At 36.7% G+C, this 26,006-nt stretch carries 23 protein-coding genes, 5 tRNA genes and 1 other annotated feature; of the genes, 13 read left to right on the top strand and 15 right to left on the bottom strand.

The window, feature by feature from the left end; translation table 11 throughout:
• Nucleotides 1–47: 47 nt before the first annotated feature.
• Nucleotides 48–257: a FeoA family protein gene (locus tag C9914_RS01790; protein ID WP_022263861.1), complete on the bottom strand. Its 210-nt coding sequence runs from the start codon at nt 255–257 to the stop codon at nt 48–50.
• A 337-nt stretch (nt 258–594) separates the two neighbouring features.
• Here C9914_RS01790 and C9914_RS01785 point away from each other — a divergent pair, with 337 nt between their 5' ends.
• Nucleotides 595–1,092 (top strand): CarD family transcriptional regulator, encoded by a 498-nt coding sequence (locus C9914_RS01785; RefSeq protein WP_022263862.1) that lies wholly within the window; start codon nt 595–597, stop codon nt 1,090–1,092.
• A 372-nt stretch (nt 1,093–1,464) separates the two neighbouring features.
• Here the strand turns inward: C9914_RS01785 and ilvN are convergent, their stop codons facing one another.
• From ilvN to C9914_RS01755, 6 genes are all read right to left on the bottom strand, one after another.
• Entirely contained in the window at nt 1,465–1,977 is a 513-nt protein-coding gene (ilvN, locus tag C9914_RS01780; RefSeq protein WP_022263863.1) for an acetolactate synthase small subunit, read from the bottom strand.
• A gap of 7 nt (nt 1,978–1,984) precedes the next feature.
• Nucleotides 1,985–3,658 (bottom strand): biosynthetic-type acetolactate synthase large subunit, encoded by a 1,674-nt coding sequence (gene ilvB, locus C9914_RS01775; protein WP_022263864.1) that lies wholly within the window; start codon nt 3,656–3,658, stop codon nt 1,985–1,987.
• Nucleotides 3,659–3,745: 87 nt separating this feature from the next.
• Nucleotides 3,746–3,991: a binding site (T-box leader), on the bottom strand.
• A 638-nt stretch (nt 3,992–4,629) separates the two neighbouring features.
• A complete protein-coding gene (gene groL, locus C9914_RS01770) occupies nt 4,630–6,261 on the bottom strand; it encodes a chaperonin GroEL (protein WP_106762951.1) in 1,632 nt (543 codons plus the stop codon).
• Between the two features lie 43 nt (nt 6,262–6,304).
• Complete coding sequence (locus tag C9914_RS01765; RefSeq protein WP_022263866.1) at nt 6,305–6,589, bottom strand: co-chaperone GroES; 285 nt, start codon at nt 6,587–6,589, stop codon at nt 6,305–6,307.
• Between the two features lie 228 nt (nt 6,590–6,817).
• The gene (locus C9914_RS01760) at nt 6,818–7,201 is read right to left on the bottom strand and encodes a hypothetical protein (protein WP_106762950.1); all 384 of its coding nucleotides are present in this window, start codon (nt 7,199–7,201) and stop codon (nt 6,818–6,820) included.
• Nucleotides 7,202–7,204: 3 nt separating this feature from the next.
• Nucleotides 7,205–8,326 carry a THUMP domain-containing class I SAM-dependent RNA methyltransferase gene (locus C9914_RS01755; RefSeq protein WP_106762948.1) on the bottom strand — a complete coding sequence of 374 codons (1,122 nt, stop codon included), beginning with the start codon at nt 8,324–8,326 and terminating at the stop codon, nt 7,205–7,207.
• Nucleotides 8,327–8,487: 161 nt separating this feature from the next.
• Here C9914_RS01755 and rsmA point away from each other — a divergent pair, with 161 nt between their 5' ends.
• Nucleotides 8,488–9,339 (top strand): 16S rRNA (adenine(1518)-N(6)/adenine(1519)-N(6))-dimethyltransferase RsmA, encoded by an 852-nt coding sequence (rsmA, locus tag C9914_RS01750; RefSeq protein WP_106762946.1) that lies wholly within the window; start codon nt 8,488–8,490, stop codon nt 9,337–9,339.
• 379 nt (nt 9,340–9,718) lie between these two features.
• Here rsmA and C9914_RS01745 read toward each other — a convergent pair whose 3' ends face one another.
• The 5 genes from C9914_RS01745 to C9914_RS01725 all read right to left on the bottom strand — a co-directional run bounded on the left by C9914_RS01745 (nt 9,719) and on the right by C9914_RS01725 (nt 16,244).
• Nucleotides 9,719–10,273, bottom strand: coding sequence for a phosphatase PAP2 family protein (locus C9914_RS01745; protein ID WP_158707308.1), 555 nt, complete (start codon nt 10,271–10,273; stop codon nt 9,719–9,721).
• 259 nt (nt 10,274–10,532) lie between these two features.
• Complete coding sequence (locus C9914_RS01740) at nt 10,533–12,134, bottom strand: NAD(P)/FAD-dependent oxidoreductase (protein ID WP_106762942.1); 1,602 nt, start codon at nt 12,132–12,134, stop codon at nt 10,533–10,535.
• Nucleotides 12,135–12,187: 53 nt separating this feature from the next.
• Nucleotides 12,188–13,408 (bottom strand): BaiN/RdsA family NAD(P)/FAD-dependent oxidoreductase, encoded by a 1,221-nt coding sequence (locus C9914_RS01735; protein WP_106762940.1) that lies wholly within the window; start codon nt 13,406–13,408, stop codon nt 12,188–12,190.
• A gap of 2 nt (nt 13,409–13,410) precedes the next feature.
• On the bottom strand, nt 13,411–14,472 hold the full coding sequence (locus C9914_RS01730; protein WP_106762938.1) for a hypothetical protein: 1,062 nt from the start codon (nt 14,470–14,472) through the stop codon (nt 13,411–13,413).
• The gene (locus C9914_RS01725) at nt 14,469–16,244 is read right to left on the bottom strand and encodes an HSP90 family protein (protein WP_106762937.1); all 1,776 of its coding nucleotides are present in this window, start codon (nt 16,242–16,244) and stop codon (nt 14,469–14,471) included. Before C9914_RS01725 ends, C9914_RS01730 begins: the two co-directional genes overlap by 4 nt.
• A 365-nt stretch (nt 16,245–16,609) precedes the next feature.
• On the opposite strand from C9914_RS01725, the gene C9914_RS01720 reads away from it, so the two are divergent.
• The 5 genes from C9914_RS01720 to C9914_RS01700 all read left to right on the top strand — a co-directional run bounded on the left by C9914_RS01720 (nt 16,610) and on the right by C9914_RS01700 (nt 17,078).
• Nucleotides 16,610–16,685, top strand: a tRNA-Val gene (locus C9914_RS01720).
• A gap of 3 nt (nt 16,686–16,688) precedes the next feature.
• Nucleotides 16,689–16,765, top strand: a tRNA-Asp gene (locus C9914_RS01715).
• Between the two features lie 3 nt (nt 16,766–16,768).
• Nucleotides 16,769–16,844, top strand: a tRNA-Phe gene (locus C9914_RS01710).
• 5 nt (nt 16,845–16,849) lie between these two features.
• A tRNA-Gly gene (locus C9914_RS01705) sits at nt 16,850–16,925 on the top strand.
• 79 nt (nt 16,926–17,004) lie between these two features.
• A tRNA-Cys gene (locus tag C9914_RS01700) sits at nt 17,005–17,078 on the top strand.
• Between the two features lie 142 nt (nt 17,079–17,220).
• Here the strand turns inward: C9914_RS01700 and C9914_RS01695 are convergent.
• Nucleotides 17,221–17,793, bottom strand: coding sequence for an adaptor protein MecA (locus tag C9914_RS01695; RefSeq protein ID WP_106762935.1), 573 nt, complete (start codon nt 17,791–17,793; stop codon nt 17,221–17,223).
• Between the two features lie 173 nt (nt 17,794–17,966).
• Between C9914_RS01695 and C9914_RS01690 the strand changes: the two genes are divergently transcribed.
• Both C9914_RS01690 and C9914_RS01685 read left to right on the top strand, forming a co-directional pair.
• On the top strand, nt 17,967–18,632 hold the full coding sequence (locus C9914_RS01690) for an HAD family hydrolase (RefSeq protein ID WP_158707307.1): 666 nt from the start codon (nt 17,967–17,969) through the stop codon (nt 18,630–18,632).
• A complete protein-coding gene (locus tag C9914_RS01685; protein ID WP_158707306.1) occupies nt 18,629–19,720 on the top strand; it encodes a DUF3810 domain-containing protein in 1,092 nt (363 codons plus the stop codon). Before C9914_RS01690 ends, C9914_RS01685 begins: the two co-directional genes overlap by 4 nt.
• 101 nt (nt 19,721–19,821) lie before the next feature.
• Here C9914_RS01685 and C9914_RS01680 read toward each other — a convergent pair whose 3' ends face one another.
• Nucleotides 19,822–21,174 carry an alanine/glycine:cation symporter family protein gene (locus C9914_RS01680; RefSeq protein ID WP_242972035.1) on the bottom strand — a complete coding sequence of 451 codons (1,353 nt, stop codon included), beginning with the start codon at nt 21,172–21,174 and terminating at the stop codon, nt 19,822–19,824.
• A 163-nt stretch (nt 21,175–21,337) separates the two neighbouring features.
• Nucleotides 21,338–22,030, bottom strand: a complete 693-nt coding sequence (locus C9914_RS01675; protein ID WP_106762929.1) for a hypothetical protein — start codon at nt 22,028–22,030, stop codon at nt 21,338–21,340.
• Between the two features lie 253 nt (nt 22,031–22,283).
• On the opposite strand from C9914_RS01675, the gene rlmD reads away from it, so the two are divergent.
• The 4 genes from rlmD (at nt 22,284) to C9914_RS01655 (ending at nt 25,928) form a co-directional block, all read left to right on the top strand.
• Nucleotides 22,284–23,960: a 23S rRNA (uracil(1939)-C(5))-methyltransferase RlmD gene (gene rlmD, locus C9914_RS01670; protein WP_106762927.1), complete on the top strand. Its 1,677-nt coding sequence runs from the start codon at nt 22,284–22,286 to the stop codon at nt 23,958–23,960.
• Between the two features lie 22 nt (nt 23,961–23,982).
• Complete coding sequence (locus C9914_RS01665) at nt 23,983–24,387, top strand: hypothetical protein (RefSeq protein WP_055169603.1); 405 nt, start codon at nt 23,983–23,985, stop codon at nt 24,385–24,387.
• A gap of 105 nt (nt 24,388–24,492) precedes the next feature.
• Nucleotides 24,493–25,443 carry a PDDEXK nuclease domain-containing protein gene (locus C9914_RS01660; RefSeq protein WP_283158613.1) on the top strand — a complete coding sequence of 317 codons (951 nt, stop codon included), beginning with the start codon at nt 24,493–24,495 and terminating at the stop codon, nt 25,441–25,443.
• A gap of 131 nt (nt 25,444–25,574) precedes the next feature.
• Nucleotides 25,575–25,928 carry an RNA methyltransferase gene (locus C9914_RS01655; protein WP_106762926.1) on the top strand — a complete coding sequence of 118 codons (354 nt, stop codon included), beginning with the start codon at nt 25,575–25,577 and terminating at the stop codon, nt 25,926–25,928.
• Nucleotides 25,929–26,006 lie beyond the last annotated feature (78 nt).

Below are 26,006 nucleotides of genomic sequence, written 5' to 3'. Positions count from 1 at the left end.
ACTCCTACTTTATAAATTCTGAAATCATATATTAAATTCAAGCAAAATTAAATCATAATTTTGCAAGCCATTTCTTTGCTTATAGCAACACGAGTATCCTTAATATTAACGATAAGATTGCCATTGTTTTGAGAAATAACAGTTACTATACTTCCTACTACGAAACCAAGTTTTTCAAGAAAAAGTCTTACATCACTTTTGCCACCAATTTTCTTAATCTGGTTTTCTACGCCAGTTTCAGCCATAGTTAAAGGCATATAGCTCACTCCTTTTCAGTTATATAGACGCAATTTGCCTATTTTCAAAATGAGTTAGGAAATATTAACTATCCTATATATAAATTAGCACATACTAACCGATTTGTCAAGGCTATTTTAAAAAATAGTCGAATATAAGAAAAAAGCAATACTGTGTCAAAAATTTTTTTAAAAATCGCATAAAACCGCTTGGTTGTACTATAAAAACTGCACAAAAGTGTTATGAACAGCTATAAGCATTTTAAACAATTTTAAATGTAAAGTATTACGATAATTTTAATTTTATGATATTATTAAAATTATAAATAAATTATGTTAATTTAATAAGGAGGATAATATGTTTAGCATAAACGATACTGTATTATATGGTGCAAATGGTGTTTGTAGAATTACAGATATTTGCCAAAAGGAATTTTCAGGTGTAATCAAAGATTACTATATCTTAACACCGCTCAGCAATGAAACAATGACAATATTCGTACCTGTAAATAATAAACTCCTCACCAATAGAATTAAAAGAATTTTATCTAAGGGAGAAATATGTGATTTAATAACAACTGCTTCATCAAAGCCTATAAATTGGATTATAGATGATAACGAAAGAAAAGAACATTACAGAACAATTTTATCATCAGGCAATCGTTTAGAAATCCTGAATATGATACGAGAGCTTTATATACATAAACAAGAACAGCTGAAAAATGGAAAAAAGATGCACCTTTCAGATGAACAGCTTATGAAAGAGGCAGAAAGATTGCTATATTCCGAATTTTCGCTTGTTCTTAATATCAGAGCAGATGAAGTTCCAAAGTTCATATCATCAAGAATAAACTAAAAAAGTCTTACTTAGACCTTTAAGAGTTCTAAGTAAGACTTTTAATTGTTTTATTGAAATTTATCAACTAATTGATGGTTTCGTTATCTGTAAGAATTAATTTATTGTATGCACTACGAGTAAGACTTATTAAGCTATTCTATGTTTTGATAGCTAATATACACGCAATCAGGGAACCCACTGCGAGGGTTCCCTACGAAAAACATTCCACTGGAATGTTTTTCTACCCTCCTGCGCTTAGAGAAGTATTAAGTGTTTCGCTCTCTGTGGAGAGCGACCAAAGGCTCTGCCTTTGGAAACTGCAAGCTTTTGAAAAAGCTTGAGCAAAACTTTTAATTGTCTTGGTAAAATTTATCAGCTAATCACTCGCCGTCAGTCTATGTCTAAATCGTCTGCTATACACTCATCACCTGAATGAAGGGCAATAGCACCTGTTCTAACAAGCTCCATAATGCCGAATGGTTCTAATCTTGAAACAAGCTCATCAATTTCAGAAGGTAAGCCTGAAGCTCTGAATGTAGCAGAGGTTTCTCCTAAATCTACAACAGAAGCGTGATATGAAGATGCAGCTGTAAGAATCTTATTTCTGTCCTCGCTGTTAATCTTAACCTTAATGAAAATTAATTCTGAAATTACAGAGCTGCTTTCAGGAAGAACTTCAACCTTTTTCACATCATTCAACTTCATCATTTGATTTATGAATTGTGAAAGCTGTTCATCGTCACCGAGGATTCTTACAGTAATTCTTGAGTAACCCTCTTTATTTGTTGGGCTGACAGTAAGACTGTCAATATTAAAGCCTCTGCGTGTAAAAAGACTTGTTACACGCTGAAGAACACCTGTGTAGTTTCTTACAAAAAGTCCGATAATCTGCTTGTGTACCATTCTAAACTCACTCCATTTCTGTAATCATATCGTCAACAGTTTTTCCCGGAGGAATCATCGGAAGAACATTTTCGTCAGGGGAGAGAACACAATCTACAATAACAGGCTTTTTAAGGTTAAATGCCTTTTCAAGAACGCTTTCAACCTCGCTGTCATTGTGAACTCTCATACCATCAATGCCAAAAGCCTTTGCAAGCTCAACGAAATCAGTTGCTCTGTGAGGGTCGGTCTGAGAGAAACGGTGTCCGTAGAAAAGCTTTTGCCATTGACGAACCATTCCGAGAACAGAGTTATTCATAACAACAACCATAATCGGAAGATTGTATGATTTTAAAGTTACTGTTTCGTTAAGGTTCATATGGAAACTGCCGTCACCAGTAAAGAGTACAACACGCTTGTCAGGGTTAGCAGTCTGAGCGCCAATAGCAGCACCCATACCATATCCCATAGTACCAAGACCGCCAGAAGTACACCATGTTCTTGGCTTCTCAAATTTATATTTCTGAGATACCCACATCTGATGTTGACCAACATCAGTTACTATAATATCATCAGCAGTTGTAAGCTTTTGAACAGACTCTATGATATGGTAAGCATGAGCGAAATCCTTTGAGTTATATTCAGGAGTCTTGTCAAATTGTGCTTTCCAATCTGAAATTTCCTTGAGCCATTCAGGATTACTCTTGCTTTCACAAAGAGCTGTAAGAGTTGTAAGAGTATCCTTTAAGTCACCGATAAGGCTAAATTTAGACTTAACATTCTTGTTAATTTCTGCCTTATCAATATCCATATGAATGATTGTAGCATTTTCGCCGAATTTCTCCCTATCACCTGCAACTCTATCAGAGAATCTTGCACCTACCGCAATGATAAGGTCAGCGTTGGCAGTTGTCTTACCTGTTTCGTAAGCACCGTGCATACCGAGAGTACCTAGGAAAAGCTTATGTGAAGCAGGGAAACCGCCAAGACCCATAACAGATGAGCATACAGGGCATTCAATTTTTTCCGCAAATTTAATAAGCTGTTCAGTAGCCTCAGAGAGAAGAACACCACCGCCCATATAAATCATAGGACGCTTAGCGTTTTTAATAGCTTGAGCAACAGCTTCAAATTCATAATTCTTTGATGAAGTTACATTCTCATAAGTACGAATTGGAGCGTGTTCATATTCATAGCTTATGGCTGTAATATCCTTAGGAATATCAACGAGAACAGGACCTTTTCTGCCAGAAGTGGCAATTCTGAAAGCCTTGCGAATAATATTTGCAAGGTCAGCAATATCCTTTACGATAAAATTATGCTTAGTGATTGGTAAAGTAATACCTGTAATGTCAACCTCTTGGAAGCTATCACGAGAAAGCAAGTCGGTTGAAACATTACCTGTAATTGCAACCATAGGAATAGAATCCATATAAGCAGTAGCAAGACCAGTTACAAGGTTAGTTGCACCAGGACCAGAAGTTGCAATAACAACACCAGGTTTTCCAGTGGTTCTTGCATAACCGTCTGCCGCATGAGAAGCACCTTGTTCGTGTGCTGTAAGGATATGCTTAATTTTGTCACTATACTTATAGAGTGCGTCATAAATATTAAGAACTGCACCGCCCGGATAGCCGAAAACAGTGTCAACACCCTGTTCGAGCAAACATTCTGCGATGATTTCTGCACCTGTAAGCTTCATAATATATCTCCTCCATTTTATATGCTTAAATTATGTTTAAAGCATAAAATTTTGTAAAAATAAGTAAAAAAATAACCGTCATCTCTCAAAAGAGACGAAGGCTCATAAGGATATGGAACTTCGTTGTACCACTCTCTGAAAATTACATCTCGGCGATAGCCGTAAAATGTATGACGAAATAACGCTTGTCGTGCGTTTTTGCTTAATGCTCATAGAGTTTCAGCAAAACTGCTCAGCGGCGACCTTCATTCGAGTGCCGAACTGTCTTTCACCAACCGACAGTTCTCTTAATTCGGCAACCAGCGAATTACTCCTCCGCATCATAGCATTTAAAAATGTTACTTAATATATTGTATATATAATTTCAGAATTTGTCAATATCTAATTAAAACAATAAATCGTTTTGTATCTTCTTACTGCTTTACTAAGGTACTTATCTAAGATACTCAAAGTTTAGGTCAAGCCTTTTTAAAGGCTTGCAGGGTCGAGGGACGGAGTCCTCGTGGGTTTTAAGGGCGAAGCCCTTAATATCTCTTGCCCCTAAAGGGCGAACGAAGTTCGCCACTAAAATTTTTTTGGCAGCAACATTAGTAAATAATGGCGGACAAAGTCCGCCTTTTAGGAGCAAAGAATGTTAAGGGCTTCGCCCTTAAAACCCACCAAAGGCTCCGCCTTTGGAAACCGCAAGCTTTTGAAAAAGCTTGAGCAAAACTTTTATTTATCTTAAAGAAATCTGCTAACTAATCGGTAGTTTCGTCATTCGCGTCCATAAGCTTACCTTATAAGTGTCGAGCGAGGCTTGCCGAGCGATTACGCGTCTTCGCCGTGGGTCGGCACCCACACAAAAGGGACTGCCCGATTTCTCGAACAGTCCCTTTTGTTTTAGGAGTATATTGTGAAAAAAGTCGTAATCTATTTAAACTGACGCATAATTTTAACTATAAATGCGTCCAAAATCAACGGTTAATGAATTAGTACATTCCGCCCATAGCTGATGGGTCCATAGCAGGAGCAGCAGCCTTTTCTTCCTTGATGTCAGCTACAAGTGATTCTGTTGTAAGAACCATACTTGCAACAGATGCAGCATTCTGAAGTGCAGAACGAGTAACCTTTGTTGGGTCGATGATGCCAGCATCAATCATATCAACATATTCTTCTGTGAATGCGTTGAAGCCATAGCCAACCTTGTTAGCAGCCTTAACATTAGCAACGATAACAGAACCCTCAAGACCTGCATTTTCTGCAATTTGACGAACTGGCTCTTCAAGTGCTTTAAGAACAATCTGCATACCTGTCTTTTCGTCGCCAGTTGCACTCTCAATAGCCTTCTCAACAGCTGGGATAGCGTTCATAAGGGCGATACCACCACCAGCTACGATACCTTCTTCAACAGCAGCCTTTGTAGCAGCAAGAGCATCCTCAATACGGAGCTTCTTTTCCTTCATTTCAACTTCTGTTGCAGCACCAACCTTGATAACAGCTACGCCACCAGCAAGTTTTGCAAGTCTTTCCTGAAGCTTTTCACGGTCAAAGTCAGAAGTAGTTGTTTCGATTTGTGCACGAATCTGAGCAACTCTGCCCTTAATTTCGTCTGCGTTGCCAGCACCGTCAACAATGATAGTATTTTCCTTGTCAACCTTAACCTGACGAGCCTGACCGAGTTGGTCAAGAGTTGTATCCTTGAGTTCAAGACCGATTTCAGAAGAAATTACCTGACCGCCTGTAAGGATAGCAATATCACGGAGCATTTCTTTTCTTCTGTCACCGAAACCAGGAGCCTTAACACCAACGCAAGTAAATACGCCACGAAGCTTGTTAAGAACGAGGTTTGTAAGAGCGTCGCCCTCGATGTCCTCAGCAATGATAAGGAGCTTTCTGCCAGCCTGAACAATCTGCTCAAGGATTGGAAGAATTTCTTGAATGTTAGAAATCTTCTTATCTGTGATAAGGATATATGGGTTGTCGAGGTCAGCAATCATCTTATCTGTATCAGTTACCATATAAGGAGCAATGTAACCTCTGTCGAACATCATACCTTCAACAACCTCTGAATATGTTTCAGCTGTCTTAGATTCTTCAACAGTGATAACGCCGTCCTTGCTTACCTTTTCCATAGCTTCTGCAATAAGCTTGCCAGTGAAGTCATCAGCAGCAGAAATAGCAGCAACGCTTGCAATATCATTTGTGCCAGAAACAACCTTAGAGTTAGCCTTTACAGCCTCAACAGCAGTATTAACAGCTGTCTGAATACCCTTCTTGAGAACCATTGGGTTAGCACCAGCTGTAACATTCTTCATACCCTCACGGATAAGAGCCTGAGCAAGAAGTGTAGCAGTAGTTGTACCGTCACCAGCAACATCATTAGTCTTGATAGAAACTTCCTTAACGAGCTGAGCACCCATATTCTCGAATGGGTCGTCAAGCTCTATTTCCTTAGCAATAGTTACACCGTCGTTTGTGATAAGTGGAGCACCAAACTTCTTATCAAGAACAACATTTCTGCCCTTAGGACCGAGAGTAATTTTAACTGTATCAGCGAGTTGGTTAATACCGCTGAGAAGAGCCTTTCTTGCATCTTCGCCATATATAATTTGTTTAGCCATGATATATTCCTCCAATTACTATTAAATATTAGAAATGCTGAAATTATTCAACGATTGCGAGAATATCGTTTTGACGAACGATAGTATATTCTTCACCGTCAAGCTTAACCTCTGTGCCAGAATATTTGCTTGTGATAACCTTATCGCCTACCTTAACATACATCTTGACTTCTTTGCCGTCAACGATTCCGCCCTCACCAACAGCAACAACAGTTGCAAACTGAGGTTTCTCCTGAGAAGAAGCTGTAAGAACGATACCGCTCTTAGTTGTTTCCTCTGATTCTTCCGCTTTAATGACTACTCTGTCAGTTAATGGTTTGATAGTCATAATAAATTGCCTCCTTTAAAATAATAGCAAATTGATTTTTAATATTTAGCACTCTCTGTTCTTGAGTGCTAAATATATTGTAAAACTTTCCAACGAAAAAATCAAGTACTAAATGTCATATTCAAAAAAAATTAACAATCTCATATAGCTTTAATCTTTAATATATGATTTTGCTTTTTTGCATTATCTTAAATTCTATATTATCCATAGTGTAAATCTATGTCAAAATTAAGCAGTTGTCATCCAATTAAAATAATATCTGCAATTCTTTGTTTCAAAAGCGTAGGTGCAGTCATTCCATTCGCTTTCAAATACGGTTATTATATTTTCTATTTCTTCAAACTGAATATGAACTCTTTCGTTCATACCCTCAATCATTTGAAACATACATTGTTTATCTTCATTGGATATAGGTATGTTTATTATTTGTGCTTTTAGTTCAGATAAAGCTATCCCTATATAACATAATTTTTCTTCATACCATCTTTCAACAGCACGATTTATAAATTCTTTAAAGTCTCTATGCTCACTTTTCGCCGAAATCATAAGAATTATAACTTGCTCAGAGTTTGAAATATTAAAACAAAGACTATCAAATGTAAAATAATTCACAATTTACCTCTTGAAGTACATATAGACTTGACACTTAATCATACCATTATAAAGCTTTCTGCGTTTATCCGCAGATCTGCCAAAAATTTCCTCAAATTTATCATCAGGGCTGATTATGCAATAGCTATAACCCTCACGCTTAAGAAATTTTTCTCCCATTGTGCGGTAAATATCCTGTGCCTGTTGAATATCAAGAAGTCTTTCACCATATGGTGGATTGCATATAACAGCCGCCTTCGGCAAGTCTGACGAGAAATCCGCAATACTTCTTACTTCTGTATGGATTCTTGCAGCAACACCGGCTTTTTTTGCGTTTTCGTTTGTAAGCTCTATTGCTTGTGGGTCTATATCGTAGCCATAAGCCTGAAATTCAGCACTGCGGTCTATGAGGTCCTGAGCTCTTTCTCTCTCGGCTCTCCAAGCATTTTGGTCAGCACAGGACCACTTTTCAGCAATAAATCTTCTGCGGAGTCCGGGTGCAATATTCAAAGCCTTTAAAGCTGATTCTATAAGAATAGTTCCCGAGCCACAGAATGGGTCAATAACTCTGCTGAATGGTCTGATATGTGATAAATCTGCCATAGCAGCCGCAAGAGTTTCTTTAATAGGTGCAGAAGCGGCATTTTCACGATAGCCACGCTTATGAAGTCCGACACCAGAGGTATCAATCATAATACTTGCAACATCTTTCATAATAAGAAATTTAACCTTTACAGACGAAGCACTTTCCTCAAACCAGCTTATGCGATACTTTGTTTTAAGTCTTTCAACAATAGCCTTTTTGATGATAGATTGACAGTCAGGTATACTTGAAAGCTTAGAATTAAGAGTTCTGCCAGTGACAGGAAAAGCGTCATCTTTGCCAATCCACTGTTCCCAAGGAAGTTTTTTTACATTGTCAAAAAGCTCGGTAAAGCTTAATGCTCTAAAGCTGCCCATTTCTATAAGTATTCTTTCGCTATATCTCGAACAAATATTAGCCCTTGCGATTTCGCTCTGATTTCCCGAAAAAAGAACTCTGCCATTCTGAGGTTCTACATTTTTAATATCCATTCTGCGAAGTTCATCAGCGACTAAGCCCTCTAAACCTAAAAGACAGGTTGCAACAAGTCTGTTTTCACTCATAATAATCCCCAATTCTATAATAAAGTATAATTAGTTTAACATTATATTCCGATTCTTGCAAGCCGAACTTAGAAGGTTATATAAGTCAAAAAGTGTTTTATCTTGACGATTTTAGGGCATAGGTTGTATAATAAAGAAAAAATATTTTTATTGGAGTAGATATGCAAAATTTAACTGATATAGCTTATATGAAATCTGTTTTAAGCCGACATGGATTTACATTTTCTAAGGCATTGGGACAGAATTTCCTTGTAAATCCAACAGTTTGTCCAAAGATGGCTGAGTATTGTGGAGCGTCCGAAAATTGTGGAGTAATAGAAATCGGGCCAGGAGCAGGTGTTCTAACAAGAGAACTTTCAAAGGTTGCAAATAAGGTTGTTGCAATAGAGCTTGATAAAAGACTTTTGCCAGTTCTTGACGAAACCTTGTCAGGCTGTGATAATGTAAAAATCATCAATGGTGATGCTATGAAGCTTGACCTTCATAAGCTTATTGAGGAAGAGTTCAATGGCGGAGATGTAGTTATTTGTGCAAATCTGCCATACTATATTACCTCGCCTGTAATTATGCGTATACTTGAGGAAAAACTTCCTATAAAATCTCTTACTGTTATGGTTCAGAAAGAGGCGGCAGAAAGAATTTGTGCCGAACCGGGAACAAGAGATGTTGGTGCTGTAAGTATTGCAGTAAGGTATTATGCTGAACCTGAAATGCTGTTCAAAGTAAGTGCAGGAAGTTTCGTACCACCGCCAAAGGTTGATTCCGAGGTTATAAAGCTTGATATTCTTGCAGAACCACCGATTAAGCCAAAAGATGAAAAGCAATTTTTCCGATTAGTTAAATCAGCCTTTGCACAAAGACGAAAAACTCTTTCAAATTCGCTTTCATCAGGACTTGGAGTTTCAAAGTCAGATATTGCACAAGCTCTTGAAAGCTGTGGTTTAAAGCCAACAGCGAGAGCGGAAGAACTTTCTATGCAGGATTTCTGCAAGCTTGCAGATTATTTGTTGTAATGCTAAATCAACTTCTCTAACGACAGTTAAAAGTTTTGCTCAAGCTTTTTCAAAAGCTTGCAGTTTCCAAAGGCGGAGCCTTTGGTGGGTTTTAAGGGCGAAGCCCTTAACATTCTTTGCACCTAAATGGCGGATTTTGTCCGCCATTATTTACTAATGTTGCTACCAAAAGAAATTTTAGTGGCGAGCAAAGTTTGCCCATAAGGAGGCAAGACAAGTTAAGGGCGTTGCCCTTAAAACCCATGAGGGACTCCGTCCCTCAACCCTGCGAGCCTTTAAAAAGGCTCGAGCGAAACTTTTAAGTTGTCTTAGGTTAGAGGCTTGCTATAAATTTAAAAGCGATAAGGCTAAACGAATTGCCTTATCGCTTTTTTACGCTCTATTCATTTTTTTCGTGTTTTGCCTTGTACTTCCTGTTTGAAATGAAATTATATAAAGCCTTTTCAATGAAATATCCAGCTATACCAAAGCCTATTCCAAATATAGTTCCTGCAATAACATCGGTAGGATAATGCACATATAGATACATTCTTGATAAAGCCATAAGTATAGCAAGAATGTAACAGCATATACCAACCTTTTTGTATCGCATAAAGATTACCGTAGCAGTTGTAAACGCAAAGTAAGTATGAGCCGATGGGAACGAAAAATCGTGTTCCGCACTTACTATTAGTTGAACCGCAGTATTGACATCATAAGGTCTAACCCTTGCGATTGCAGGCTTTAGAATCAAATTTCCTATGATAACAACAGATACAGTTGAAATCAGTAGGGCAATGCCTGTTCGTCTGGTCTTTTTGAATATAATCAAAAGAATCATAGCCACAATTATAATAGGAATAACAGCATCGCCAAAGAATTTTGAAATTTCATCAAAGACAGGATTTGAAAAATTGTCTCTGATAGAATCAAGAAAAGCAAATTCCCAATCCATAAAAATAACCTCCTTAGGCATAAAAATATACTTTTACACAAAATGTGTGCAAATACTTGACATATAGAAATTTTCATTCTATAATTGAAATATAGATATACACATTAAGTGTAATTTTAAACTTTTAATTGTATTTGCGGTGAATAAGTTGCTAAAAGTAGGTGCATAAGAGCGTTGCCAATTAAAAGTTTAGTTTAAGCTTTGGTCATTATCTATAGAGAGCGAAATATATTAAGCTGATGTAGTAAAATTATGTTTATTATTGTTGTTTTTTGGAAATGAGCATTTCAGCACATTTTATGCCATCAACTGCGGCGGAGATTATTCCACCCGCATAACCAGCACCTTCTCCACAGGGATAAAGCCCACGAAGTGTTGGGGATTGTAAGGTATCATCACGCATAATTCTCACAGGAGATGAACTTCTGCTTTCAACTGCGGTCAAGAGAGCGTCATTTAAGGCGAAGCCTTTTAAACGCCTATCCATTTCAAAAATACCGTTACGCATAGATTCTGTTATGAAATCAGGCAGACAGTTATCAAGATTAGAAAGCGTAACACTTGGCTTATATGTTGGAAGAACCTCACCAAAAGCTGTACTCTTTGTGCGGTTCAGAAAATCTCCCACACGCTGACAAGGTGCTTTATATCCACCGCCACCGAGTTTAAAAGCTGAGCTTTCAAGCTTTCTTTGAAGCTCCATACCAGCAAGAACATTGTCACTGCCAAAATCCTTTGGAGAGATTCCAACAAGTAAAGCACTGTTCGAGTTTACATTACTTCGGTCATAAAGGCTCATGCCATTGGTTACAAGGCGGTTTTCCTCACTTGCGGCGGCAACAACAAAGCCACCCGGACACATACAAAAAGTATAGACACCTCTGCCGTTTTTAAGATGAACAGCAAGTTTGTAGTCGGCAGGTGGGAGCTTAAGCTTTTCAGATTCTGTACCGAATTGTGCAATGTCAGTTGTTTTTTGCAGATGTTCAATTCTTGCTCCAACAGAAAAAGGCTTTGCCTCCATAAGTATTCCGTTTTTATCAAGCATTTCAAAGGTATCTCTTGCACTATGACCTATTGCAAGAATAATATCATTTGTTTCAACTATTTCGGTGGATTCTCCATGCTGAATTTCAGCACCGATAACAGTATTGTCCTTGGTGAGAATTTTAGTCAGTTTTGTTTCAAAGAAAACCTCTCCGCCGAGAGATATTATCTTTTTGCGAATGTTCTTTATAGTAGGTCTTAGCTTGTCTGTACCGATATGGGGTTTCGCAAGATAGAGAATATCTTCGGTAGCACCATTTTCAACAAACTCCTCAAGAACTTTTCTTGCACGAGTATCCTTAGTGCCAGTATTCAGCTTTCCATCAGAAAAAGTTCCTGCACCGCCCTCACCAAATTGAACATTTGATTTCGTGTCGAGAATACCTGTTTTCCAGAAATTTTCGACATCTCTTATACGGGAATCTACATCTCTGCCACGCTCGATAAGTATCGGCTTTTCTCCTGCCTGAGCGAGAATAAGAGCCGCAAAAAGTCCCGCAGGACCGCTCCCGACAACAAGCGGTCTTTGATTTAGCTTTCGTCTGTTTTCGGGAAGCTGATATTTATATGGTTCGGCTTTAAAAATACTTGAAGAACCATAGCGTTTAAGTATAGTATTTTCACCACCCGAAAGCTTTACATCAATAGTTGCGGTATAGTGGATATTATCCTTTTTTCGTGCGTCAATAGAACAGCGATAAAGTGATGCACCGCTGATTTGCGACTCATCAATTCTGAGTTTCTTGCCAACAGCTTTTCGCACAGTTTTATCTGTAAAGCCAATCGGCAGAGAAACAGAAGTAATTCTAATCATATTTGCTTACCTTTCTTGTCCTACTAAATTGATAGTAAGTTTTTGTAAAATATTTATAGCTCTGCACAAAGCATACCGCTTGCCCACGCAAATGAGAGATTATAGCCTCCGCAATCGCCATCAACATCTAATATTTCGCCACAGAATTTTATTCGCTTATCTGACTTTAAAGCAAGAGTATTTACATCAATTTCTTTGCTTGTGACACCGCCAGCTGTAACTTGTGCAGTAGCGTTATTGTCAGATTTTATAGGCGTGAAATCCATTTTTGAGAGAATATTCGCAAGACGCTTGATTACGCTGTCATTTATCGACTTTGTATTAATTTTCTTTGCGATATAATTTGCTAATTTCTCATCAAGGATTCCTGCAAGAAGCTCTTTACAATCGGCTTTTGGGAAGGCTTTTCGGCGATTTTGAAGTATTGAGATTATTTCCGAGAAGGAATATTCCGGCATAAGATTAAGCTCAATTCTGATATTTTCGCAGTTGTTTCCGTTTATAGTGCCAATTCTGAAAAATTCGCCTGCATATCTTGAAATATTAAAAACGCATATTCCTGAAAGTGATTTATCGGTGAATTGAATTTCGCCGTCCTCGCTGTGAATTATCTGCTTATCAGCAAGAAACTTAACATTTCCACGAACACGAACACCTTTAAGCATTGAGATATTTTCAGAAACGGCAACGCTTGTAAGTGACGGAAAGAGTGGGGAATAGCTTACGCCGATTTTTCCGAGAAGTTCGTAGCCAAGGTTACTGCCTAAGCCTTTATTTGCTCGTGAACCACAGGCAATTATTACGCTTGAGGCTGAAATTTTACAGCTTTCCGAGATAATTTCAAGCTTGTCCTTATGACGCTTTATATCAAGAACAGTGAAATCCGTTATAATTTCAACTCCGTATTGCTTACAAGCAAGCAACAGTGTTGAAAGCACAGTATCAGCTCGGTTTGAGTAGGGATAAACTCTACCCATAGAATCGGCTCTTGTGAGAAGTCCGAGAGATGAGAAAAATTCTGATATTTCATCATAGCTAAAGCGAGAAAATACACTTTCTGCGATTTTAATGTCGCCATGAAAGCTTGAAAGAGAAATATTATCATTCATAAGATTACAGCGACCGTTTCCAGTAGCAAGTAGCTTTCTGCCGACTTTTTGACTGCGTTCAAGAACAGTTACTTTACCATATAAGCCTTTTTTTCTGAGGTTCCTTGCGGCACATATTGCGGAACAAAGACCGCTTGCACCACCGCCGATTATTGCAATATCCATATTTACTCCATAGCGTAGTTGTATTCTTTCATATAGAAATCACTTTCGTTTCGCTTGTCAAATTTGTTGATTAGGTCAAGAGCTTTGCTCTGATAATATTCAGCAAGAGCCTTTGTACTGTAAATGCCATCAGCCTTATAAAGCTCAAATTTTTCGGGAAGCTTTAGTTTAACTTCATCTTTTTTCTGTGCGAGTTTTGTAAATACTGCCGCCGCACCCATATAAAATTTCATATTTGAATGAGGATTTTTGGAAGTAAATACCCAATCTAAATGCTTTTCAAAGAGTTTTACACCCTTAGTTAAATCTGTTTTTGAGTAAAGCTTAAGCATATCACCTATAATAAACAGATAGGAGCTGTTTTTTGAAATCCTGCGGTAGCATTTTTTACGATACTCTTCAGCTTTTTCAAAGTCGCCAAGCTCATAGTAGCGGTGCATAATATTGTTATATGTAACATCAGGTATTTCAGTACAGCTTACTTGTCCTGAAAGTATAGGATAAGCTGTTTCTAAGGCTCTTCCCATAGAGGCTGTATTAAGCTCATAGTCAACCATCGCATTTAATTCGCAGGCATAGCAATCGGCTAATTCATCACGCTTTGCAAGAATAAATTGTTGATATGCCTTTTTTGCAGCTTGTTTATCGCAAGCTTTTTCAAAGTGATAGAGACATTGATAGTAAGGTCTTAGTGAGTATCCGTATCTTTCACAACGCTTTCTGAATTCGGCAAAAAGCTCATAAGCCTTTGTTTTTGAAACTTGGTAAAAGTCTTCACAGTCCGAGAGAATCCACTTGAATTCCCATATATAGTCGTGTTTGTACTTCTCAAGCTCTTCTTCGTGTTCATCGAAAATTTTTATCATCTCTGGAAATGTGAGAAAAGCCTGAAAGCTGTCGCCATAAAGCTCACTTTCACTCATAAGGTCACTTCTAAAAATATACATAAATTCGTAATCTTTCTCAGCGTCAGCAAGTGCAATAGCATTTTTAATAGCCTGTAATCGTAGTTCACCATGTGGCAGGCTTTCATATCGTTTTTGTATTTCAAATCCATCAATCATTTTAATATACCTCCGTTTATAAGCCCTTCGATACTTTTATTCATAATCGTAATTTCGTTATTTCTGAGTGGATAATGTCCAAGCAATAATGATTGAACATAAAGTATCTTAATGATATTTGTAAGTTGAGCTTGGCTTATATTTTTGAGATTTTGTATGAGAGTATTCTCACTATTAAATACAAGTGTAGTGGTGTGGTGATTGTCAATTTCTTCTGCAAAAGCATCATAAATATCTGCAAAAAGTGAATCACTATTTTCCTTTGCGTGGAGAATTTGTCTGAAAAGCTCTGCCTGCTCGTCCATAATATAAAGAGCAGAAAGTTCATAAGGCTGAAATGCTTTGATTTCCGCTTGGCAATCAAAGTCTATAAGTGTTTCATTGGCAATATCAAGAAAATTACGATATTCACTATGCTCTGATAGCGGAATATCTTCAAGAGTTTGCAGAAACATTTCTTCGTCAAGAGCTGTTGCATCAAGCTCATATTCATCAATTAGATTGCATATTAGTTTATCATCATAGACATAGCCAGCATTAACTAAAAGATTATTTTGTGCAGAGAATATTGGCGAATATTGCTTGAATTTATCTATTTGGAATGCAACCGTGAAAGGCTCATCGAAATCTCTTATCTGTGAGCCAGTCATAATTCCAGAGGTGGTTTCAAACTCAAGATAGTCTATAAAGATATTGAAAAGCTCATTGTTGTCGATAGCCATACTCTTTATAGCAAGGTTATGTATGGAAACCATTTTTCTTAATATATCGGGTTTTGTCTTGGAAAGGCTCATAAGATAGCTTTCGATACATTCTCCAATTTCTTCTTTTGCGGCTTCGAGAGTATCATCTTCGTAGAAATCTTCACGAGATGCAGTTGGACGCAGAGAATTTGTATTTATAAAGCACCTTACAAAAAATGCCCATTCTGGCAAAAGTGTACTGCCGTTTTCGGTGAGGAGCATATGCTTTAGGTAGATTCTATGGCTGTTCTTTGCTGTGGCTGCTATTCTATAAGGAAGAATATATGCAACACCGCTGAAAAGCCCTGTAGGGGAATTTAATGGGATATAATCCATAAATTCAATGCCGAAAAGGTCCTTGCCGAATGACATTATCGAATCATGCATATCGCTATTGTAGTCAACAACAGTATTTATGCGTTGAGAACCTTCTTCGGTTTTGAGCATAATAGGGAATGGGAGCGGAAGTCCATAATATCTTACAAGCTCAATAATTCTATCAGCCTCAAAGTATTCCTCGGAATTTTTGTTTAATGTTATATAGAAAGAAGTTCCGTCAGGGCAGCTTTCAAGATGATTTATCTTATAAATGCCATCTGGAGTACCTATCCATTCAAGGTATTCACCAGTTTTAGCGGAATGTGTTGTTAAACGGATTTCATTTGTAACCATAAAGCAAGAGAGCAAGCCTATTCCGAAACGACCGATAAATTCTTCGGAAATTCTTCCTGTGATAATATCACGCTTGGAGGATTGCCCAATAACAGCTAAAAATTGGTTTATTTCATCATATGAAAGCCCAATTCCGTTATCACTGAATATAATAGTTTTCTTGCCAGCTATAATTTTAGGCTCAATAGTGATTGTGCCGTTGCTGAATTTTTTATCAAAAAGTTTTCTTGCGGAAATAGCATCTGTACCGTTTTGGAGAAGTTCACGAATAAAAACATCTGGCGAACTATAAAGATGATTAGATAGTATGTCAATCATACCACGCAGATTGACTTTAAATCTGTTTTCTTCTGACATATATATCGCTCCTGAAAATAGATATAAATAAGAATATCACAGTAAGAATAGTATAAAATTCTTATATAGAATAATTCTTATGCAATGCTACTTTAATTTTCTGATGTTGCCTTTAAAATTAGAATGATAATATTTGTTTTAAGTATCTTAAAATAAGATACAGAGCTATTTATTTGAAAATTTCAGAAGAGTTTTGAAAAAATTTTGAAAAATATAATTCCTAAAAATCGCATAAAATAGAGCTTTTTCAGGCTTTTGAAATTTTTTTTGAAAAAAATTCAAAAAAAGTGTTGACATTCTGAGGGTGTTGTGATAATATAATACCTGTCGCTGGCGAGAACGCCAGATGACAAACCCAGACAGATGGGAGCATAGCTCAGCTGGGAGAGCACCTGCCTTACAAGCAGGGGGTCACAGGTTCGAGCCCTGTTGTTCCCACCATTTGGCCCGGTAGTTCAGTTGGTTAGAACGCTAGCCTGTCACGCTAGAGGTCGTCGGTTCGAACCCGATCCGGGTCGCCATTTGCCTTTGTAGCTCAGTCGGTAGAGCAGGGGACTGAAAATCCCCGTGTCGGTGGTTCGATTCCGCCCGAAGGCACCATATCTGCGGATGTAGCTCATCTGGTAGAGCGCCACCTTGCCAAGGTGGAGGTAGCGAGTTCGAGCCTCGTCATCCGCTCCAGTTCTAAAAGGAATGTTTAATACATATTTTTTATTAAGCTTCCGAAAGGTGCTTAGAAAGTTAAGCACCTTTTTTATTCGGTGCCATAGCCAAGCGGTAAGGCGTGGGTCTGCAAAACCCTGATCCCCAGTTCAAATCTGGGTGGCACCTCCAAATTAAAATCCCGAATGCTTATGCGTTCGGGATTTTTTGTGCTTATTTTAATATGGGTTTGATTATAGCTCTTACTTTGTGGAATGTATCTTGGAAGCTGATGCTCACTGCCTTAAGCAAAACTTTTAAGCTTTATAAGTGATTACTTTTTGACAAGGGCTTTGCCGATTTTTTCGATAGCTGTATCTTTTGCAATGATTTTTCCATATTCTCTTAGTTTAGATACGGTTAAATTTCCACCTGAAATTTTTTCTCCATATTCATATAAAAAAGCCTCAAGTCTGCGTGAAATTCCTCGGACAGGCTTTATTATTAAAAAATATCGAGAGCCATATTTATATAAATCTGAATGAATGTATTGTATTTTTGATTTATAGACAATAGAAATACACCGAAGCATATCTTCGATTTCTATGAATTCTATTATTATTGGGCGGGGGTTTTTGATTTTATATATCTTTCTTTTGTGAGTTTTCTGTGAAAGAGTGATAAGAAAAAGACAGCCGTTTATATATGGAATGGCTTCTATAAGCATTTTTTTGTTTTTTACGGAAATTCCTGTTTCGTTACTTGCAAATTTTAATAACCGCTGTATCATTTCTTTGACATGAGGGTTGGAAAGTGTCATACTTTCAAATTCAAGCGAAAAGGATTTCATATCATCATCACAGAGTGCAATAAGTATTCGATTGCTATCTATCTGTTCAATAGTCATATCAAGCACCACCGTAGTTTTTATCTATATAATATAATATTAGATAGACAGGCAGTGTGCAAGTGGATATTTAAGGTTGTAAATCATTACCTTGATATATAATTGAACCTCATATTGACAGCAAGGGGATAATGTTGATAAAATATATTTTATAAATGATTTCGGGAGGAGAGATGATGTTGAATAAAGGTGCAATTTTTGATATGGACGGTCTGATGATAGATTCTGAAAAAATCGTCCTTATGGGCTATGAGTTCGCTATGAACAAGTTTGGCTATGGTAAGGAAATTCTTAATTTGGCTAAGAGCTGTATAGGACTTACATATGATGATACACGCAGAAAATTTAATGAAGGAATGGGCAAAGGCTTTGATTATGACAGCTTTAAGCCTAATGTTTCTAAATTTGTGCATAATTATTTCAGGACAAATGGAGTTCCTGTAAAGAAAGGACTTTTTGAGCTTTTAGAGGCTTTAAAGCAAGAGGGCTACAGACTTTGTGTTGCAACCTCTACAAGGGAATCTACGGCAAAAGAGGAGCTTATTGATGCGGGAATACTTCCACACTTTGAGGACTTAGTTGGTGGAGATAACATAAAGAATGGAAAGCCTGCACCTGATATATTCCTTGAGGCAGCAAGAAGAATTTCTGTTGAGCCTGAGAACTGCATTGTATTTGAGGATTCTATAAATGGAATTAAGGCGGCTTATAATGCGGGAATGAAGCCTATTATGGTGCCTGATATGGTAGAGCCGACAGAGGAAATTCTTCCTATGATTTATAGGCGTTTTAAGAGTCTTGATGAGGCTATTCCGCTTATTAAGGGTGAATTGAAGTGAAAATTCTAAAAGCTATATTCGGCTATAAGAGATTATTTATTGGATTGCTTGCTCCAATAGCCTTTATTTTGGTTTTAATTGCAAAAAATAATTCCGCCTTTGCGGAATGGTATACAGTTAATATCTATCATTATATATCACAGGCCTGGAATTTTCTTTCAGCGTTATTGCCGTTTTCACTTGCGGAATTTATAGTGGTTATGCTTGCTCCGTTTGCATTAACTTATATAGTGGTTTCTATTGTGAAAATTATAAAGAAAAAGGGAAGTAGGGGAAAAACAGCATATAAAGCATTTTTGAATGTTATCTGTGCAGTAAGTCTTGTATTTTTTCTGTTTATAACGAATTTTGGAATTTGCTATTACAGAAATACTTTTGCTGAAACAAATGGTATAGAAATTCGTGAGTCCACTGTTGATGAGCTTTATTCTTTATGCATAGACCTTGCGAAAAATGCGTCTAAGGCTCGTGAAAATCTTTCTGAAAATGATGGAATTATGACACTTACAAGCCTAAATGAGGCAAAGGCTGAAACTCAAAAAGCTATGAACAGCTTGTATGAAAAATATCCAACTATTTTTGGCGGATATTCAAAAACGAAATCTGTTATGCTCTCTGAATTGATGTCATATACTCAGATAACTGGAGTCTTTTTTCCATTCACATTTGAAGCTAATGTAAATGTAGCTGTGCCTGAATTTAGTATACCAGCAACAATGTGCCACGAGCTTTCACATCTAAGAGGCTTTGCGAGAGAGGACGAGGCTAATTTTATAGCTTATCTTGCTTGTATAAACAGCGATAATGCAGAGGTGCAATATTCGGGATATATGCTTGCTTTTATTCATTCGGTAAATGCGTTGTATAGTTCTGATGTGGAAAAATATCAGGAGGTTTTCAGTTATTTGAGCGACAAGGCTAAGTCTGATTTGAACGCAAATAACGAATATTGGGCTAAGTATGAAACACCTGTTGCTGAGGTGGCATCAAGCATAAATGATTCATATCTTAAAGCTAATTCTCAAGATGACGGAACTAAAAGCTATGGCAGAATGGTAGATTTACTTTTGGCTTATTCAAGGAAATGACTGAAAGGAAAATTTTTAATAAATATATAAGTAAAAAGTGTAGAAAAGAAGATATTTATGCTTAAATAGAAATATGGAAAGTATGAAAATACCATATTACATTATATAGAATTATAATTTAGCTTATATTTATCATACTCTTTTTTGACTACACCTGAAAGCAAGACAATAGCAATCATATTTGGTATAGCCATAAGTCCATTGAAGGTATCGGAGATTTCCCAAACAAGGTTGAGGTTGAGTATACAACCAACAAAAGTAATAAGAGTATAGGCGATTCTGTATGAGCTGATAAAGCGTCCGTTTGTCAGATACTCAACAGAGCGTTCACCAAAATATGACCACGAAACAAGTGTCGCTACTCCAAAAAGTGTTATTGAAAGCGACATAAAATATTTTCCAAAAGTGCCGAAAACGCTTTCAAAACAGTAGGAGCTTACTGCAACAGCATCGAGGTTTGTCTTGTGGGAGCCTGTACAGATTATGCACAGAGCCATAAGCGTACACAGAACAATAGTATCAACAAAAACCTGAAATATTCCCCACATTCCTTGCTTACAAGGATTATCAGTATCAGCAGCTGCATGAACTATCGGCGAGCTTCCTAAGCCCGCTTCATTAGAAAATACACCTCTTGAAATTCCGTATTTTAAGGCTCGTGACATTCCATAACCCATAAATCCACCAGCCATAGAGCTTATATCAAAGGCTGATGAAAAAATTTCCCCGAATGCTTCGGGGATTTTTTTAATATTTATGAATACAACAATCAATGCTCCAAGAGTATAGAGAATTGCCATAAAAGGCACTATTTTTGCTGTAAATGATGATATTCTTTCTATACCGCCAAATATTACAACTCCGACTAAGGCTGTCAGAAATGTTCCTGTTACAACAGGTGAAACATCGAAGCCGACTTCTAATGCTCCTGCAACAGCATTGGATTGAGTCATATTTCCCATTCCAAGAGAGGCTAATGTACAAGCTATTGCAAAAATAGCCGCAAGCCATTTGCAGTGCAGTCCGTTTTTTATATAGTACATAGGTCCGCCGACATATTTGCTGTTTCTTGTTTCACGATATTTCACACCGAGAACATTTTCGGCAAATATGGTTGCCATACCAAAAATGCTTGAAATCCACATCCAGAATATAGCACCCGCACCGCCAAGTGAAATGGCACTTGCTACACCCACGATATTGCCTGTACCTATTGCACCAGCGAGAGCGGTTGCCATAGCTCGAAATGGTGTTATTTTGCCTTTTTCGGCGGATTTATTTTCGTTGGAAAAAAGTGAGCCGATAGTTTCCTTCCACCAAAGCTTGAATTTGGTTATTTGTAAAAAGCTAAGTCTGAATGAAAAAAATATTCCAATCAAAAGTAATGCAACTAAGGCAACAGGTCCCCATACAATTGAATTTATAGCATGGTTTATTTTTACGACAAATTCCACAAACTCACCTTCTACAAAACATTTATAATTTATATGCTTGTATATAGATGAGTATGTTATTTGAATATAACTATGTATTTTGAGAAAATTTAAATTTGCAAAAAAATAGGCGAATACTTTTACCTTGTAATTAAGGGGAATTGTATTCGCCTACTTGGTTTAATTATAATTCTTCGTCGCTAAGTCCTCGGCTAAGAGATATATTAGTAACAGAGTCATCTTCAAAAATAAACATTATAACATTTTTATCTATTTCATAAGATGCCATATTTTCATCAGTGACTTTACCATATATTTTAGCTACATTATCCTTAGACGCACCAACTTTAATTCCGTTTGCGGTAGACGCATCTCCAGGACCACTTATGGAAACATCAGCTACATACTGCTTTTTATCTTTAAGGTAAGCATAAATAGTCATATTATCATATGTATAAGAATATGATTCTTCGGAGTTTTCTTCGTCGGCTTCAATTGTTTCTTTATGGTCTGGTTCACCGAGCTTTTCAAGGAGTGGTGAAACCTCCATATCAATCTTGATTTCTATATTGTTATATTTGATTGCAGCGATTTTTTCTGTTTTTGTATTTTCTTTAGAATCGTTGCTTTTTGATGTTGTACTTTCGGATTTAGAGGACCCTTTGCTGTTTTCTTTTGAAGTGTTACTTTCTGATTTTGAAGAATTTTTGGATTCTTCATTGTTTGCTTTACTTTCATTGGTGCTTACTGTTGAAGAATTTGAAGATGTTGTAGATTCTGTTGATGTGTTGCTTGGGGAATTATTAGAATTACCTGAGCAACCTGCCATAATAGCAGCCAGTGCGGCTGTTAAAATTACTACTGTCATTTTTTTCATATTACCTCTCCTTTAAAAATTAGATGCTATTAAATTAATAATTATATTATACACTTAAACTGCATTAAACTTTATGCTTTTATAGAATAAATTATAAGTAATTTAATGAATATTTTAAATAGCTATATTAAGAATTGACAATCTTATTTTAATTGAATTGATGTTTTATAGTCAGAGTGATAAGTGTTTGCTTGATAATTAATAATTGATTATGCTATAATTATATAAAATATCTTTAAGGGGAGAGGTTCTCTTGCTTAATAAAAATCAAATATATAAAACTGAAATAACTGGACTTACAAGCGAAGGAAACGGAGTATGTCACATTGATTCTATGGCAGTTTTTGTACCAAATACCGCTGTTGGTGATATTCTTAATGTTCGAATTGTGAAGGTATTAAAGAAATATGCTTTTGGAATTGTAGAAAATATTATTACACCATCTTCTGATAGAATTACATCGGATTGCCCCATAAGCTTGAAATGCGGTGGATGTATGTTTAGGCATATCAGCTATGAGGCGGAATTGAAGTTTAAACATCAAAGAGTTTATGATGCTATAACAAGAATAGGTGGAATAGATGGTTCACTGGTTGGAGAAATTATTCCATCAGATAGAATAATGGCTTATAGAAATAAAGCACAGCTTCCTATTGCTTATGATAAAAATGGAAATATTACTGTTGGTTTTTTTGCACAAAGAAGTCATAGAGTTATATCTGTTGATAATTGTTTATTACATTCAGAGGCATTTAACCCTATAATTGACTGCTTTACTGATTTTGCAAATGAATATAAGCTTACTCCATACGATGAGAAATCGCATAGTGGACTTTTGCGTCATCTGTATATGCGTCATGCAATGGAAACAGACGAAATTATGGTGTGTATCATAATAAATGGCAAGAAACTTCCACACGAAAATGAACTTTGTGAAAGGCTTATTGCTGTGGAAAATCGAATAAAGACGATTGTTATAAATATAAATTGTGATAAAACTAATGTGATTACAGGAAAAGAATGTAGGACTATTTTTGGAAGTGGATATATTACAGACAAGCTTTGTGGACTTTCATTTAGAATATCTCCTTTGTCATTTTATCAGGTTAACCGCTCTCAAGCAGAAAAGCTTTATACTATAGCAAGAGATTTTGCAGAGCTTAAACCAGATGAGACCTTGCTGGACCTTTACTGTGGAACAGGTACCATTGGCTTGACTATGGCTGATAGTGTAAAAAGACTATATGGTGTTGAAATAATTCCACAAGCAATAGAAGATGCTAAAATTAATGCAGAAATTAATAATATTAAAAATGCAGAATTTTTCTGTGGAGATGCCTCTTTAGCAGCAGAAAAATTGGCACAACAAGGTATAAAAGCTGATTGTATAATTATAGACCCTCCAAGAAAAGGCTGTGATTCTACACTTATTAATACAATATCAGAAAAATTTTCTCCACCAAGAGTAATATATATATCATGTGACCCAGCTACACTTGCTCGTGACCTAAAAATTTTTAATGAATTAGGTTACTCTGCTTTTAAAGTTATACCTGTGGATTTATTTCCAAGAACAGGGCATGTGGAGACGGTTGTCCTGCTTTCCCACAAAAAGCCAGACGGACATATCAACGTAAAAGTTGAGTTTGGTGAGGGTGAGGGAAAAGTTCCGCTTGATAATATCGCTAAAAGAGCCGAAGAATACAAGCCCAAGGAACGAGTGACCTACAAAATGATAAAGGAGTACATAGAAGCTAAATATGGCTTCAAAGTACATACTGCATATATCGCAGAGGTAAAGAGAGATTTAGGATTGCCGATGTATGATGCTCCTAATGCGGTAGAAGAATTGAAACAGCCGCGGAAACATCCGACGGCAGAGAAAGTGGAAGCGATAAAGGATGCATTGAAGCATTTTGAAGTGATTTAATTGTAGCAGGGAAGGGGTGCAAATGAGTATAGATAATGTAATTTCCATAATTATTAGTATATTAGGTTCTTCTGTAATAACGTTGATTTTGTCCACATTTATTTTTCAACCATTGCAAGATAAGAAAAAGTATGTTTTTGAGGAAAAAAAGAGAGTATATGAATCTATAATTGTATTTGCGCAAATTGTACTTTTTCCAGCCGAAGCGAAATTTTCTTTAGGAGTTGCAAGGTATAATATACAAGAGCTATCAGATGATGAAAATAGAAATAATGCAATAAATGATTTGAAGATGGCAATTCCTAAGTTGAAGTTAATTTCAAAAGATGATGGTCTTGTCAAGGAATTAGAAAAATTTATTTACCAGAAAAGTGAGGAACAATTTAATATACTTGTAAATCGATTGAGAAAGGATTTATACAAATAAAACTAGGTGTCTTGCGGAGGTTTTTATGGAACAAAAATTTTATGATGAGATAAAGAACATCTTGATAACAGCAAGAAATAAAGTCTATCAAACAGCCAATTTGCAATGGTCGAAGCCTATTGGAATATCGGAAAATCAATCATTGAAGAACAGGGCGGTAACGAAAAGGCGGAGTATGGGACAGGTTTATTGAAAGAATTATCGAAACAAATGACTCAAGATTTTGGAAAAGGATTTACTGTTGCCAATTTGAAAAATATGAGGCAGTTTTATTTGATATTTCCAAATGGCTACGCACTGCGTAGCGAATTGAGTTGGACTCATTATCGGCTTTTGATGCGTGTGGAAAATGATAAAGCACGAGAATTTTATATGCAGGAAGCTGTAAAATCACAATGGAGTACCAGACAGCTTGAAAGACAGATAAATTCTTTCTTTTATGAAAGATTATTATCCAGTAAAAATAAAGAGCAGGTTGCGGCAGAAATTCAGACATTGGAGATGGCAAAAAGCCCAGAAGATGTTATCCGTGACCCATATGTACTGGAATTTCTTGGACTGACACCCAATGATGATTTTTATGAAAGTGATTTAGAGCAAGCGTTAATTACACATTTGCAGAAATTCCTTTTGGAACTTGGCAGAGGCTTTTCATTTGTCGCAAGGCAGAAAAGAATAACGTTTGATGGACGCCATTTTAGAATTGACCTTGTATTTTATAATTACATCTTAAAATGTTTTGTATTGATTGATTTAAAGGTTGGAGACTTAACACATCAGGATTTAGGACAGATGCAGATGTATGTTCATTATTATGAGCGAGAGCTTATGAATGAGGGAGATAATCCGCCGATAGGTATTGTGTTATGTGCAGACAAGAGTGAGTCTGTAGTTAAATATACATTGCCGGAAAATGAAACACAAATTTTTGCTTCAAAGTATAAATTATATTTGCCAAGCGAAGAAGAATTGTTGAGAGAATTAAATCAGGAATATCGAGCATTGGAAGCTGGCAAGACAGATGAAGAATATATTGACGGTATGAAAAAAGAATAAATTTTACATCAGGGTGGTGCAAAATTTATGAAACTAATATTTTGTGGGAAAGAGGATGCACGTGCAGTATTAGTACTGTATAACTATTGATCATATTTCTGTGGTTTTGTGGAGATATGTTTTAATTTGGTATGCATGTTGAGACGGTTGTACTGCTTTCCCACAAAAAGCCAGACGGACATATCAACGTAAAAGTTGAGTTTGGCGAGGGCGAGGGAAAAGTTCCACTTGATAATATTGCTAAAAGAGCTGAAACATACAAGCCCAAGGAGCGAGTGACCTACAAAATGATAAAGGAGTACATAGAAGCAAAATACGGCTTCAAGGTACATACCGCATATATCGCAGAGGTAAAGAGAGATTTAGGCTTGCCGATGTATGATGCTCCTAATGCAGTGGAGGAATTGAAGCAACCGAGGAAGCATCCGACGGTGGAGAAAGTGGAAGCGATAAAAGATGCATTGAAGCATTTTGAAGTGATTTAATAATGATGAGCGTATCATTAAAAATAGTGGTACGCTTTTCTTTAAAATATTTGTGAAGTAATATATAAGTGCTGAATA

It is taken from the genome of Pseudoruminococcus massiliensis (assembly GCF_900291955.1).
GTDB classification, from domain to species: domain Bacteria; phylum Bacillota; class Clostridia; order Oscillospirales; family Acutalibacteraceae; genus Pseudoruminococcus; species Pseudoruminococcus massiliensis.
The sequence above is the reverse complement of the archived record's forward strand: the minus strand, read 5'-3'. Positions and strand labels throughout refer to the sequence as shown.